Source organism: Bradyrhizobium sp. AUGA SZCCT0176 (assembly GCF_018130145.1).
Taxonomy (GTDB): domain Bacteria; phylum Pseudomonadota; class Alphaproteobacteria; order Rhizobiales; family Xanthobacteraceae; genus Bradyrhizobium.
Map to the genome: position 1 here is coordinate 357,347 of NZ_JAFCMB010000004.1, position 14,178 is coordinate 371,524.

Genomic DNA, 14,178 nt, shown 5'->3' on the forward strand with positions numbered 1-14,178 from the left:
GTTGAAGCCATCGCCAAGTCTGCAGATCACGGTAACGATGAAGGCATGTTGACAATCCCGCCCACGGCGTCAAGTTTCGGCGCAGCAAAATGCTGCGCGAAGGCACCACGTCGCGAACGCGAATTTTTCGGAAGATCGAGGGAGAAGACAGTATGGCGGTTGCGGAGGAAAAAACCTCGCCCGAGATCTCGCAGGAGAAGAGCTGGCACGGCATCGTGCTGCAATCTCTCAAGCGCAACGATATCAGTCTGGTGCCCTATGTGCCCGATCGCATCCTGACGACGCTGATCAAGAACCTGCATGCCGATCCGTTTTTCACGACCTTTCCGACCGCGCGCGAGGAAGAAGCCGTCGGCATCGTCTCCGGCGCCTGGATGGGCGGGCGGCGGGGCGCGGTGCTGATGCAGACGTCGGGCTTTGCAACGCTCGCCAACGTGCTGGCCTCACTGGCGATGCCCTACCAGATCCCGCTGATCTTGTTCGTGACCGAACGCGGCACGCTCGGCGAGTTCAACTACGGCCAGTCGCTGGTATGCCGCACCATGCGCCCGGTGCTGGATTCGCTGGCGATGGAGCATCACACCTGCACACGCCTCGACGAGTTCGAATTCATCTGCGACCGCTCGATCAAGCAGGCCATCACCACGCAGGCGCCGGTGGCGCTGATCCTTTCGCCGCTTTTGACCGGCGGCAAGACCTTCGACAAGTGAGCGATGTCATGAACAACACCCCTGCCCGCAATACCAAGGTCATGAACCGCTTCGATCTCACCTCGCGGCTGGTCGCCAAGCTGAAGAACGAGGAAGCCGTGGTCGGCGGTATCGGCAACACCAATTTCGACCTGTGGGCCGCCGGCCACCGGCCGCAGAACTTTTACATGCTCGGCAGCATGGGTCTCGCCTTTCCGATCGCGCTCGGCGTCGCACTGGCGCAACCGAAGCGCCGCATCTTCGCGCTCGAAGGCGACGGCTCGCTGTTGATGCAACTGGGCGCGCTGTCGACGATCGCGACCCTAGCGCCGAAGAATCTTACGATGGTGGTGATGGACAACGGCGTCTACCAGATCACCGGCGCGCAGCCGACGCCAGGCGCTGTTGTGGCCGACATCGTTGCGATCGCGATCGCCAGCGGTCTCGGCAACAGCGCCTGGGCCGCCGACGAGGACGATTTCGAGCGCCTGATCGATCAATCCATGTCCACCGCGGGGCCGACCCTGATCGGCGTGCGGATCGACGACAAACCGGGCGTCGGCATCACCCGGCGCGATCCCGTGCAGATCAGGGAACGGTTCATGCACGGGCTGGGTGTGCGGGAACCGCTCTAGCTTTTTGTTTTGACGCGTTTTCTTCACGCGAACCGGGCTCCATCCCGCATCAAGTGCGGGACAGGCTTTCGCTCGAAAACGCTCTAGTATTAGGCATTAACCACACGACATCGTGGCTGTTCGCAGGTGCAATATTCGCGTCCTGAACATGCTAAGCCGGGCTCATGTCAATTGCCCTCAAGCTCTTCGCCTGGTGTCTTGCCGCAGCCGTCGCATTCGCAACCCTGGGGCCGCCGGGTTATCGGCCGCACGCCAGTATTCTCGGACAGGACGGCGAACATGCGCTCGCCTTCGTATTGCTTGGCCTCGCGTTCGGCCTGGCCTACACGCGAAACCGTTTGTTTACGGCGGCCACCGGCGTCGGCCTGACCGGCGTGATCGAGATCCTGCAATTCTGGGCGCCGGGGCGGCACGCGCGGCTGGAGGATTTTCTGGTCGACGCGTTTGCAGTCTGCGTTGGCCTCGCCGCTGCGGCGGCCTTCGATCTGGTCGTCAAGCGAACGCAACGATCGAGCGCCGGCGCGTCGTGACGGCCGGTGCGTCCTGACGCAACAATCCCCGCGGGAGGATTGCCCCCGCGAGGATCAATTGCAAGCTGTGCGCTTAGTCGATGATCTTGATGACCCGGCGCGTGCGCGGCTCCACAATCACGCGGCGATCATTGACGATCGCATAGCGATATTCGGTGTGGCTCGGCACCGTGCGCAATTCGACGGTCGCCGGCAGCGGCTCGCCCACGACGACCCGCTCACGCACCACGACCGACGGCCCGCGCTCGGCCTGGATCGACGTGATCACGGCATTCGGAATTTCCAATCCAAGGCCTACGGCCGCACCCACGGTGCCGCCAACGACCTCGCCGACCGGACCTCCGACCTGACCACCCGCTCGGGCGCCGTCCTGCGCGCCCTGAACGGTGGTGGATTGGGCAAACGCCGCGCCCGAAGTCAGCAGCGAAGCGGCAATCAGCGAAACAGCTAAACGATTGTTCATCATGTCCTCCAGTGAATTGATGGTGCGTTTCAACCATCGGAGGCATCGGATGTTCCGGTTCCACGCGCGCCAATAAAGGGCACATGGAACAGGAAGTTCCGCATCAGGTTCCGCGTTCGATCAAGTCTTTCCAATCTCGTGGTTAGCCATCATCTCCAGCGCCTTCACCATGCCGGAATGATCCCACGCCTTGCCGCCATGCGCCGCGCAGGAACTGAACAGCTGCTGTGCGATCGCCGTGTTCGGCAAGGATATGCCGAGCGAGCGCGCGCCTTCGAGGGCGAGGTTGAGATCCTTCTGATGCAGCTCGATGCGGAAACCCGGATCGAAATTGCGCTTGATCATGCGCTCGCCATGCACCTCGAGAATCCGCGACGACGCAAAGCCGCCCATCAGCGCCTGCCGCACCAGGGCCGGATCGGCACCGGCCTTCGATGCGAACAACAGCGCTTCGCCGACCGCCTCGATCGTCAGCGCGACGATGATCTGGTTGGCGACCTTGGTGGTCTGGCCGTCGCCATTGCCGCCGACCAGCGTGACGTTCTTGCCCATCTTGTCGAACACCGGCTTCATGGTGTTGAACGCGCGCTCGGGTCCACCCACCATGATGGTCAGGCTCGCCGCCTTGGCGCCGACCTCGCCGCCGGAAACCGGGGCATCGAGATAATCGGCGCCGAGCGCCTCGATCTTTTTGGCGAATTCTTTCGTGGCAAGCGGCGAGATCGAACTCATGTCGACCACGATCTGGCCCTTTGAAATCCCCTGCGCGACGCCGCCCTCGGAGAACAACACCGCTTCGACATGCGGCGTGTCCGGCACCATGATGATGACGACGTCGGATTTTTCCGCGACCTCCTTGCCCGATTTGCAGGCCACCCCACCCTCAGCAACAAGCTCGGGCGGGATCGGCGCAACGTCGTGCAGGAACAGGCGATGGCCGGCAGTCTGGAGATGCTTCGCCATCGGGCGACCCATGGTGCCGAGGCCGATAAAGCCGATATCGATCATTTGGATTTTCCCTTGTTATTGACCAATCAGGTATCGAGCGTCAGGGCCGCGTGCCAGCCGAGGCCGTCGACGGTCGTCGTCCTCGGTTTATACTCGCATCCGACCCAGCCGCGATAGCCGATCGCGTCGAGATGCCGGAACAGGAACGGATAATTGATTTCACCGGTGCCGGGCTCGTTGCGGCCGGGGTTGTCGGCGAGCTGGACATGAGCGATGCGCGGCAGATGCTTCTGCAGGCTGCGCGCGATGTCCCCTTCCATGATCTGCATGTGGTAGATGTCGTACTGCACGAACAGGTTGCTCGATCGCACGTCTGATATGAGCTGGATCGCCTGTTTGGTACCGCTCAGGAAAAAGCCCGGAATGTCTGTTGTGTTGATCGGCTCGACCAGAAGCCTGATCCGTTCCTTGGCCAGCGCGTCGGCGGCAAAGCGCAAATTTCCGATCAGTACCTTGTTCAGTTCGTGCGCATCGGCGCCATCAGGCGCGATGCCGACCAGGCAATTGAGCTGACGGCAATCCAGCGCCTTGGCGTAATCGATGGCGCGCGCGACGCCGTCGCGGAATTCCTCGACCCGGTCAGGAAAAATCGCGATGCCGCGCTCGCCCGTCGCCCAGTTGCCGGCGGGCAGATTGTGCAGCACCTGGGTCAATCCGTGCTTCTGCAATTGCTCGCTGAGCTCGGCCTTGTCGAAATCATAGGGAAACAGATATTCGACGCCGCTGAAGCCGGCGGCCTTGGCCGCCGCAAAGCGATCTGGGAATGGCAGTTCGCCGAACAGCATGGTGAGGTTGGCGGCAAATTTGGGCATCGTCGATCTCCCCCTAAGCCGGCAACAATGTGCCAGATGTGTTCGACTTCGCCGGCGCATCGTCCAGCGGCAGATCGAGCACTTCCTCGAACTCGATGATGTTGTCGATCTCGGTGCCCATGGAGATGTTGGTGACGCGCTCGAGGATGAACTCGACCACCACAGGCACCTTGTGCTCCGCCATCCATTCGCGCGCGGTCGCGAACGCCGCCTGCGCGTCGTGCGGATCGGTGACGCGGATCGCCTTGCAGCCGAGGCCTTGCGCGACCGCGACGTGGTCGACGCCGTAGGCGCCAAGCTCCGGCGCGTTGATATTCTCGAACGACAACTGCACCTGATAGTCCATCTCGAATCCGCGCTGCGCCTGACGGATCAGGCCGAGATAGGAGTTGTTCACGACGACGTGGATGTAGGGCAGCTTGAACTGCGCGCCGACCGCGAGCTCCTCGATCAGGAACTGGAAGTCATAGTCGCCCGACAGCGCCACGATCTCGCGGGTCGGATCGGCGGCGCGCACGCCGAGCGCCGCGGGCAGCGTCCAGCCGAGCGGACCGGCCTGCCCGGCATTGATCCAGTTGCGCGGACCGTAGACGCCGAGGAATTGCGCGCCGGCGATCTGCGACAGGCCGATTACGCTGACGTAACAGGTGTCGCGGCCAAACGCGCGGCTCATCTCCTCGTAGACCCGCTGCGGCTTGATCGGGATGTCGTCAAAGCGGCTCCGGCGCAGCATGGTCCGCTTGCGGTCCTGGCAGGCGGCCGGCCAAGCCTGACGCTCTTTGAGTTTGCCGGTCTTGCGCCACTCCTTTGCAACGGTGACGAACAGTTCCAGTGCCGCCTTGGCGTCGGACACGATGCCGAAATCCGGGTTGAAGACACGGCCGATCTGCGTCGGCTCGATGTCGACATGCACGAAGGTGCGGCCCTTGGTGTAGGTCTCGATCGAGCCGGTGTGGCGGTTGGCCCAGCGATTGCCGATCCCGAGCACGAAGTCGGATTGCAGCATGGTGGCGTTGCCGTAGCGGTGGCTGGTCTGCAGCCCGACCATGCCCGCCATCAGCACGTGGTCATCGGGGATGGCGCCCCACCCCATCAGCGTCGGCACCACGGGAACGTTGACAGCCTCGGCAAACGCCACCAGCAATTCGGATGCGTCGGCATTGATGACGCCGCCGCCCGCCACGATCAGCGGACGCTCCGCGGCGTTGAGCATCGCCAGCGCCTTCTCGATCTGCCTGCGCGTCGCTGATGGTTTGTAGACCGGCAGCGGCTCATAGGTCTCGTCGTCGAACTCGATCTCGGCCAGCTGCACGTCGAGCGGCAGGTCGATCAGCACAGGCCCGGGACGGCCCGAACGCATGATGTGAAAGGCCTGGCTGAACACGCGCGGTACCAGCGCGGGCTCGCGCACCGTGACAGCCCATTTCGTCACAGGCTTTGCGATCGATTCAATATCGACCGCCTGGAAGTCTTCCTTGTAGAGCCGCGCGCGCGGCGCCTGCCCGGTGATGCACAGGATCGGGATCGAATCCGCAATCGCCGAATAAAGCCCGGTGATCATGTCGGTGCCGGCAGGACCTGACGTGCCGATGCAGACGCCGATATTGCCGGCTTTGGCGCGGGTATAGCCCTCGGCCATGTGGGACGCGCCCTCGACATGGCGCGCCAGGATGTGGCTGATCGAACCGCGCCGCTTCAGCGCGGAGTAAAGCGGGTTGATCGCCGCACCGGGAACCCCGAAAGCGGTCACCACGCCCTCCTTTTCGAGGATACGTACCGCGGCATCGATTGCGCGCATCTTCGCCATTCTGCACCTCGTTTGACCGTGTTGCTCTGGCGCGATCATCACGGCTGCCACCTTCGATCTCAACGACGTCGCATTTGTTTCCCGCGATGTGGGAGGAATTGGGAAAAGCACGGTGGATCATGTGGTTGGATGGAAGGATCGGTGAAACGATGAGATCGGCGAACGAGAGTCGAAGCTCTATCAGCCGTCGTCCCGGCCTAGTGCGCAATTGCGCACGGGGGCTGGGACCCATAACCACCAGCGATCATTGTTTTGCACGCTGGTCGTCATCTTCCTTTTTTAGCAACGGAGGCCGCGGCGTATGGGTCCCGGCCTTCGCCGGGACGACGCAAACACACCTTCGCGATCTCGCGGCGCGATGCGCCCGAGGTTTGCCAGAACTTCCTTGCCCTCTCATAGAGAGGGCGCAGGGAAGACCGGGTGCGCGCTGCACCCGCGGTCTCGCGTGCGGTTTGCACTAAAAAGGCTGCACACGAGCATACAGGGCAGCGGAGAACACCCGGCCTTCCCTGCGCAATGGCTTTACGGCTTATGCCGTGATCTCCCCGGAGACGAGTTCTTGGTTGACTCCGTCACCGCCGGTTCAGCTTGCGCTTAGCCGACGGCTTGACGCCAGCAACGGGCGCCAGGACCACACGGTTTTGCCGTACGCCCGTCCACGCCGTCGTCTCAGCGCAAACCAGCGTCCACCGCAACCCGCCCAACGTCCGTGACGACGGCCGACGCCCTTCTGAGTAGGACGGGATGGCCAAACACATACCCCTGATTTGTATTCTGGTAAACAGAAATATTTTTTATTTCAGGACTTGACACACTTTCCGAAAATCGGAACTGATTTGCCCGTCGGGCAGCCCCCACGGCAAGCGAACACGACGCAGTAAGATCCTAGATCATCCGGTAGCCCCTGTAAGCTACTCCACCGTCGCCCAAATAACCCGTCCCAACGGGGGCAATCCATGCTTCCCTTGCGCGGCGCGATGGATTGTTTCGCGGAGCCTGTCATCGGGCGCGCATTCGCGCGACCCGGTGGCTCGCAATCCGGTGGCTCGCAATGACGAGGAAATGGCTTCGCATCCCGCAGCGCGATGCACCGAGCTGTGAATGGTTTGACCCGCACCTTCCACAAGCCTGCAACTACAGATACACTGCACCGGCGCTACCGAGAGTGGAAAGGACGTACGATGGCCGATGTCACCGTCAACGCCGGCACCCCGTCAAGCAGCGTCGAACCTAGCCTTCACAGGGTCATGGGCCCCTGGCTGCTCCTCCTGTTTATCGTCGGCGACATTCTCGGCACCGGGATCTATGCGCTGACGGGCCAGGTCGCCAAGCAGGTAGGCGGGGTGGTCTGGCTGCCCTTCGTGGTGGCATTCGTGGTCGCGCTGGTGACCGCGTTCAGCTATCTCGAACTGGTCACGAAATATCCGAAAGCGGCGGGCGCCGCCCTCTATACCCACAAGGCTTTCGGCATCCATTTCATCACGTTCATCGTCGCGTTTGCGGTGATGTGCTCGGGGATCACCTCGGCATCGACGGCTTCCCGGGCGTTCGCTGCGAACATGTCGCATGCGATGGGGCTCGGTCTGACGGGGTTTGGCATCACCGTCACGGGTCTTGCTTTCATGGCGGTCGTTGCAGCGGTCAATTTCCGTGGCGTCGGCGAAAGCGTGAAAGCCAATGTGGTGCTCACCTGCGTCGAGCTGACCGGACTGCTGATCATTATCGTCATCGGCCTTTGGGCCATCGGCCTCGGCCAGGGCGATGTGTCGCGCGTGATGCAGTTTCGCTCAACCCCGGACGGCGGCATGTTCTGGCCGGTGGTCGCAGCGACCACGCTCGCGTTCTTTGCCATGGTGGGCTTTGAGGATTCGGTCAACATGGCCGAGGAATGCAAGGATCCAACCCGCCACTTCCCAAAAGTGCTGCTTGCGGGCCTTGCGATTACCGGTGTCATCTATGTTCTGGTCTCGATTTCCGCGATCACGCTGGTGGCTCCGGAGCAATTGGGCGAAGGCGAGACCCCTCTTCTGCAAGTGGTTCAAAAAGGCGCGCCCGGTTTCCCGCTCTGGATCTTCGGCTTCATCACCATGTTCGCGGTGGCGAACAGCGCGCTCATCAACATGCTGATGGCCAGCCGCCTTGTGTATGGCATGAGCCGCGAGCATGTGCTTCCGCCCACCCTCGGCAAGGTGCACCAGACGCGGCGCACGCCCTATGTCGCGATTGGCTTCACGACGCTCCTGGCATTCGGACTGATCACCTTTGTCGGCGAGGTGCCGGCGCTCGGAGGCACCACGGCGCTGCTTTTGTTGTGCGTGTTCACGGTGGTCAATGTTGCGGTGCTGGTGCTTCGGCGCGACCCTGTCGATCATCAGCATTTCCGCACGCCGACCATTCTGCCGATCCTGGGGGCGGTGTTCTGCGCCTTCCTGACCGGTCCCTGGACCGGCCGTGACCCTGTGCAGTACCGCATCGCCGGCGTTCTGCTCGCGGTCGGCGTCGTTCTCTGGTTCGTCACGGTCATGGTCAACCGCGCGACCGGGGTGAAGCGCGCGGACCCGGATGTGGAAAATCTGGGTCGCGGCGGGCCCGTCAACTAAGCGGCGAGCGCCATCGACGATTTGCGGATCCGGCCGCTGCCGCAGGCCGGAACTGGCCTCGCCGACCACGCCGGGCATTCAGGTTCCAACGCCTGGAAAGAAGGCATTCGCACGCCTACATTGGCGGTGACCAGATCGAAATGAAGGATGACCCGATGTCGGCGGTGCCGGAAGTAAAATCCGCGGACGCAAGCATCCAGGCAACCGTCATCAGCACCATCGTGCTCGGCTTTGCAGCCGACCCGATGACGCGCTGGGTTTGGCCCGACCCGTCCGAATACCTCAAGGTGATGCCGCGATTCGTCAAAGCCTTTGGCGGCCGCGCATTCGACCATGGCACAGCCGACATCACGGAGCACGCTCGCGCCGCCGCTTTATGGCTGCCGCCGGGCGTCGAGCCCGACGAAGCGGCGATGGACGCGGCCATGGAAGGGGCGCTGCGCCCGGAGATCGCCGAGGATGTTGGCGCCGTGATGAAGGCCATGGCCGAGCATCATCCGCACGAGCCGCATTGGTACCTGCCGCTTTTTGCCGCCGATCCGAAATGGATCGGGCAAGGGCTCGGCGCGCTACTGATGAAACACGCGCTTCGACGCTGCGACGAGCAGGGCACCGCCGCCTACCTCGAAAGCTCGAACCCGCGCAACATTTCCCTGTACGAACGCCACGGCTTCAAGATCATCGGCAGGATACAGAGCGGCTCGTCCCCCGCATTGACGCCGATGCTGCGGGCGCGGCGGTGAGCCACAGGGCTGATTGGTTCAACGGATCCGCGCACACCCTGCAGAGTTCGTGACGTGGATCACACCCTCGGCTGAGCGCCCGTTCTAGCCTCCCCGGCACGGTGGATGAGGCGTCCATCGCTTGAGAGGAGATCACGGATGCAAAACGATCAAGAGTTGAACATCGAGGAGCTGTCCGCGGTGTACGGAGGCATGGCTACGTCAAAGGACGGCACGATGCCCTATCCAAAGCCTTCGCCGATGGATCAGCTCATCAAGTGGATTCTCGGCATGTTCAAATGACAACGGTCCGCGGAGCGGACTGAATCAACAGTCCGCCCTGCGGCCCTTGGCCGGCTTCACGGCGTCATTCCGTCGATCGCTGGTTGGGCTGCCGGTTGCGGCGGCCCATTTCCTGTTTCCCCAACGACGCTTTTGCACATTCAGCGCGATAGTGATCACCGCCCCTGTCCACGGTGGCGCGGCAGCGTGCTAGCCTTGCTCCGGCATCGCTGGAAACTGTCGGAGGAAACCCTTGATGGGCAAGCGGATCAGTCGCTGCATCGAACTGCTGGAGCAGGATCAGGCGATCTATTATGACGGCCCGCACAGCGGCCATGTGCTGACCCATGCGCAGGGCCGCATCGATGCCGGGACCTGGGCCGACTACATGAATGTCGGCATGGAGCACGGCGCATTCGATATGACCGGCCTTGCCGAGTACATGCGCGGCATGATCGATGCCGGGCCGACACGTTCGGGGCACCGCACGCCGACTGTCATTGTCGAGGCGCCGGTGAATGGCATCGACGCCGCACATGTGCGTTACAACGCCTGGCAGTTCCGCCAGATCCTCGGCCGCGGCGTGCATGGCATCCTGCTGTGCCAGGCGGAAACCGCCGACGCGGTGCGGGCCTTCGTTGAATCCTGCCGCTATCCGCACAACACTGATGGCGTCGATCCCGAAATCCCCTCGCCGCTGGCACGGATGGCGGGAGCGATACGCGCAAAAGACGGCGGCACCGACGCCGCCGGTCGCAAGCTGCTCGGCATCGGCACACGGGGGCGCGGATCGGAGACAACGGCCGCCCCGGTCTGGGGCCTGACCACCGAGGAATATATGGCGCGCTGCGATCCCTGGCCGCTCAATCCGAAAGGTGAGTTGCTGCTGGGCGTGAAGCTGGAAAGCCCCGAGGGCGTCGCCAATTGCGAGGAGATCCTTGGCGTGCCCGGACTGGGATTTGCCGAGATCGGTCCGGGCGACCTCAGTCTTTCGCTCGGCTATCGCGAGATTCCTCGCGAGCCCTTTCCGCGGGAAATGCAGGCGGCGCGGAATCGCATTCTGGCGGCCTGCCGCAACAACGGCGTCGCATTCCTGCAAGGCTGCACGGCTGACAACATCACGACACGGATTGACGAGGGCGTGCGCGTGATCGCGGGGCATAGCGAGGCCGCCGCCATCAAGGGCCGGGCACACCAGGGGCGGAGGCTGCCGGTGTAGCCGGAGCGGATTAGGGCGGGCCCTGGATCACGCCGGAGGGCGGGCTTTCGGCAATGGCCCCATGCGCGCAAGCACCTCGTTCGGCACCCCGTAGAGCTTGATCACGTGGTCGATCTTGTTGAGACCGCAGGCCTCGCGCTGCACGACGAAGAGCCAGAGCGCATACCCCGCCTGTTCGACGAGACCATCGCGGATTTTCCGATCGGGATTCGCCGTCCGCGGACATGCGGCAAGTTCCGTCAGCGCGGCCTCGAGCCGCCGTCCAAGTCGTCCGAGCGCTGACGCCCTTTCCTCGGCGATCTCGTACTGGAGAGTTGCGAATCCGGATTGAAGTAAATTCAACGCCATATCGGCTCGCTCCGAAACATGGCCTGCCAACTATATTTTATTGGCCAGTACCGGCATGTTCAAGACAAGCCCGCCCCTAATCCTCGTTCGCCTTGAACCGGCCCAGCCCCTGCATCACGAACGGCGCTACCAGCGCGATCAGCGCGATGCCGAGCAGCGTCGCCGACATCGGGCTTTGCAGCAGCGCCATGGGATCGCCGAGGCTGATCGACATCGCGCGGCGCAACTGGCTTTCGGCGATCGGCCCCAGGATCAGACCAACGACGACAGGCGCGATCGGAAAATCGAACCGGCGCATCAGGAAGCCCATCACGCCGAAACCCGCCAGCATCGACAGTTCGACCACCGACGGTTTTGCTGCGATGGTGCCGGTGGTCGCAAACACCAGAATGCCGGCGTAAAGCCACGGCTGCGGGATCGCGAGCAGTTTCACCCACAGGCCGACCAGCGGCAGGTTGAGCACCAGCAGCATGACGTTGGCGATGAACAGGCTGGCGATCAGGCCCCACACCAGATCGGGCCGCTCGGCGAACAGCAGCGGTCCCGGGTTCAGGCCGTATTGCTGAAAGCCCGCCAGCATCATCGCGGCGGTAGCCGAGGTCGGAAGCCCCAGCGTCAAGAGCGGCACGAGGGTGCCGGCGGCGGAAGCGTTGTTGGCGGCTTCCGGCCCGGCGACGCCTTCGATCGCGCCCTTGCCGAATTCCTCGGGGTGTTTCGACAGCCTCTTTTCAGTTGAATAAGACAGAAAAGTTGGAATCTCCGCGCCGCCGGCGGGCAGCGCGCCGATCGGAAAACCGAACATGGTGCCGCGCAGCCACGGTTTCCACGACCGTTGCCAGTCCTCTTTGGTCATCCATAGCGAGCCGCGCACCGGCTCGAGCTTTTCTTCGGAGTGATGACGGCGCGAGACGACGTAGAGCGCCTCCCCCACCGCGAACAGGCCGACCGCCAGCGTCGTCACTTCGACGCCGTCGAGCAGTTCGGGGATGCCGAAGGCGAGCCGGGGCTGGCCGGTGAGCTTGTCGATGCCGACGAGCCCGAGCGTCAGCCCGATGAACAGGCTGGTCAGTCCGCGAATCGGCGAACTTCCGAAGGTTGCCGACACTGTGACGAAAGCCACGCACATCAACGCAAAATAATCTTCCGGCCCGAAGTGCACCGCGAAGTCGACCAGCCAAGGCGCCAGAAAGGCGAGACCAATGGTGGCGATGGTGCCGGCGACAAACGAGCCGATGGCGGCGGTCGCCAGTGCAGGCCCGCCGCGGCCGGCCTTGGCCATCTTGTTGCCCTCCAGCGCGGTCGCCATCGATGCGCTCTCGCCGGGCGTGTTGATGAGGATGGCGGTAGTGGATCCGCCATACATGCCACCGTAATAGATGCCGGCGAACATGATCAGCGAACCGCCGGGATCGAGCTTGTAGGTCACCGGCAGCAGCAAGGCGACGGTGAGCGCAGGCCCTATGCCGGGCAACACGCCAACCGCGGTGCCGAGCAGCACGCCGATCAGCGCATAGAGCATGTTCATGGGCTGGATGGCGACAGCCATGCCGTTGGCGAGCGCGACGAAGGCGTCCATCAAAACAGCCTTTCCAGGGGGCCGGCGGGAAGGCTCAACGTCAGCAGCCGACTGAAGGCGACATAGATCAGGGTGGTCATTACGAAGCCGATGGCGAGATCGGCGAGAATGGCACGCCGCCCGAAGGCCGTCGCCGTGGCGACGAACAATGCCGTGGTCGCCGGGATAAAGCCGCCGCCAAGACCGATGATGGCGATCAGCAGCGCCAACCCGCCGAGAATCAGCCACACCGCTTTGGCATCGGCACTCTCGCGTGCCGGCAGATTGCCGCGCAACGCCTCGACCAGATTGCCTATCGCGAGAATGCCGAGCCCCACGGCGATGACAACAGGCATCACGTGAGGCCCCATGCCGTAGGGATTGTTGGATTGCAGCTGGCTCGCGTCCCACACCAGCACCGCTGCCAGGCCTGCGAGCGCGAGCGCAATGACAACGCCCGCGGAATCGATGCGCCGCTCCGCCGCCCCCTGCGGAAGGTCGCTCATGATTTGACCAGGCCGACCGACTTCAGCACGTCGGTGACGCGAACCGTTTCCTTCTTCAGGAAATCCGCGAACGCGTCGCCGGAAAGATAGGCGTTATCCCAGCCCTTCTGCTTGAGAACCTCTTTCCAGGCGTCGGACTTGACCATCTTCTCCACCGCATCGCTCAGCGTCTTCTTCTGTTCCGCCGTGATACCGGGAGGCGCCATCACCGCGCGCCAGTTGGCCAGCACGAGGTCAATGCCCTGCTCCTTGAAGGTCGGAATATCGCTGCCGGGAAGACGCTTTTCCGAGGTCACGCCGATCGCGCGCAGTTTGCCGGACTTGATCTGACCGTCGTATTCGCTCATTCCCGAAATGCCCGCGGTGACCTTCCCGCCAAGGATGGCCGCCAGTGACTCGCCGCCTCCGGAAAACGGGATGTAGTTGACCTTCTTGGCGTCGGCGCCGACGGCGCCCGCGAACAGTGCCGCCATCACATGGTCGACGCCGCCGGCCGAGCCGCCGGCAAAGGTGACCTTGGCGATATCGGCCTTGAGCGCGGCGGCCAGATCCTGTGCCGTCTTGATCGGCGAATTCGCCGGCACGACGATGACCTGGATTTCCTCGGTGAGGCGCGCAATCGGCGTCACCTGTTCGAGCGTGACCGGCGATTTGTTCATGGCGAGCGCGCCGACCATGACGAAGCCGTTCACCATCATCTGGTTACCGTCACCCTTGGCGCCGTTGACGAACTGCGCGATGCCGACGCTGCCGCCCGCGCCGGCAACGTTGGTGACCTGGACGCTGCGTGCGATACCGGCGGCGACAAACGCCTGCTGCATCGCCCGGGCGGTCTGATCCCATCCGCCGCCAGGCGCTGCGGGCGCCATCAGCTTGAGTTCGAGCTGCTGCGACAGCGCCGGGCTGCCTGCCGCGAGCGTCAGCGCGACCGCCGCGCCGAACAGGCGCGTATGAAACGGGATCATGGGAGTTCCTCCAGGCTGATGCAGATGACTACGCATT

General features: G+C 63.3%; 15 protein-coding genes. 7 read left to right on the plus strand and 8 right to left on the minus strand.

Annotated features, from left to right (window positions below):
- Positions 1-152 precede the first annotated feature (152 nt).
- From JQ600_RS12870 to JQ600_RS12880, 3 genes are all read left to right on the plus strand, one after another.
- Positions 153-710, plus strand: coding sequence for a thiamine pyrophosphate-binding protein (locus JQ600_RS12870; protein ID WP_212391073.1), 558 nt, complete (start codon positions 153-155; stop codon positions 708-710).
- Positions 711-718: 8 nt separating this feature from the next.
- On the plus strand, positions 719-1,324 hold the full coding sequence (locus JQ600_RS12875) for a thiamine pyrophosphate-dependent enzyme (RefSeq protein ID WP_212391071.1): 606 nt from the start codon (positions 719-721) through the stop codon (positions 1,322-1,324).
- A 164-nt stretch (positions 1,325-1,488) separates the two neighbouring features.
- Complete coding sequence (locus tag JQ600_RS12880; protein ID WP_212391069.1) at positions 1,489-1,854, plus strand: VanZ family protein; 366 nt, start codon at positions 1,489-1,491, stop codon at positions 1,852-1,854.
- A gap of 73 nt (positions 1,855-1,927) precedes the next feature.
- Here JQ600_RS12880 and JQ600_RS12885 read toward each other — a convergent pair whose 3' ends face one another.
- From JQ600_RS12885 to gcl, 4 genes are all read right to left on the minus strand, one after another.
- Positions 1,928-2,317 (minus strand): DUF1236 domain-containing protein, encoded by a 390-nt coding sequence (locus JQ600_RS12885; RefSeq protein WP_212489940.1) that lies wholly within the window; start codon positions 2,315-2,317, stop codon positions 1,928-1,930.
- Positions 2,318-2,437: 120 nt separating this feature from the next.
- Positions 2,438-3,325 carry a 2-hydroxy-3-oxopropionate reductase gene (locus JQ600_RS12890; protein ID WP_212269066.1) on the minus strand — a complete coding sequence of 296 codons (888 nt, stop codon included), beginning with the start codon at positions 3,323-3,325 and terminating at the stop codon, positions 2,438-2,440.
- 26 nt (positions 3,326-3,351) lie between these two features.
- Positions 3,352-4,137, minus strand: coding sequence for a hydroxypyruvate isomerase (gene hyi, locus JQ600_RS12895; RefSeq protein ID WP_212391065.1), 786 nt, complete (start codon positions 4,135-4,137; stop codon positions 3,352-3,354).
- 13 nt (positions 4,138-4,150) lie between these two features.
- Positions 4,151-5,944, minus strand: a complete 1,794-nt coding sequence (gene gcl, locus JQ600_RS12900) for a glyoxylate carboligase (protein ID WP_212391063.1) — start codon at positions 5,942-5,944, stop codon at positions 4,151-4,153.
- Positions 5,945-7,125: 1,181 nt separating this feature from the next.
- Here gcl and JQ600_RS12905 point away from each other — a divergent pair.
- From JQ600_RS12905 to JQ600_RS12920, 4 genes are all read left to right on the plus strand, one after another.
- Positions 7,126-8,544: an APC family permease gene (locus tag JQ600_RS12905; protein WP_249135854.1), complete on the plus strand. Its 1,419-nt coding sequence runs from the start codon at positions 7,126-7,128 to the stop codon at positions 8,542-8,544.
- A 155-nt stretch (positions 8,545-8,699) separates the two neighbouring features.
- On the plus strand, positions 8,700-9,287 hold the full coding sequence (locus JQ600_RS12910; RefSeq protein WP_212386751.1) for an N-acetyltransferase: 588 nt from the start codon (positions 8,700-8,702) through the stop codon (positions 9,285-9,287).
- A 138-nt stretch (positions 9,288-9,425) separates the two neighbouring features.
- A complete protein-coding gene (locus JQ600_RS12915) occupies positions 9,426-9,569 on the plus strand; it encodes a bacteriocin (RefSeq protein ID WP_212386753.1) in 144 nt (47 codons plus the stop codon).
- A 235-nt stretch (positions 9,570-9,804) separates the two neighbouring features.
- Positions 9,805-10,767, plus strand: a complete 963-nt coding sequence (locus tag JQ600_RS12920) for an aldolase/citrate lyase family protein (protein WP_212386754.1) — start codon at positions 9,805-9,807, stop codon at positions 10,765-10,767.
- Between the two features lie 27 nt (positions 10,768-10,794).
- Here JQ600_RS12920 and JQ600_RS12925 read toward each other — a convergent pair whose 3' ends face one another.
- From JQ600_RS12925 to JQ600_RS12940, 4 genes are all read right to left on the minus strand, one after another.
- Entirely contained in the window at positions 10,795-11,115 is a 321-nt protein-coding gene (locus JQ600_RS12925; protein WP_212386756.1) for a DUF6665 family protein, read from the minus strand.
- Between the two features lie 76 nt (positions 11,116-11,191).
- Positions 11,192-12,691, minus strand: a complete 1,500-nt coding sequence (locus tag JQ600_RS12930; protein WP_212035298.1) for a tripartite tricarboxylate transporter permease — start codon at positions 12,689-12,691, stop codon at positions 11,192-11,194.
- Positions 12,691-13,176 (minus strand): tripartite tricarboxylate transporter TctB family protein, encoded by a 486-nt coding sequence (locus tag JQ600_RS12935; protein WP_212386758.1) that lies wholly within the window; start codon positions 13,174-13,176, stop codon positions 12,691-12,693. Before JQ600_RS12935 ends, JQ600_RS12930 begins: the two co-directional genes overlap by 1 nt.
- Positions 13,173-14,141 (minus strand): tripartite tricarboxylate transporter substrate binding protein, encoded by a 969-nt coding sequence (locus tag JQ600_RS12940; RefSeq protein ID WP_212386761.1) that lies wholly within the window; start codon positions 14,139-14,141, stop codon positions 13,173-13,175. Before JQ600_RS12940 ends, JQ600_RS12935 begins: the two co-directional genes overlap by 4 nt.
- Positions 14,142-14,178: the final 37 nt, after the last annotated feature.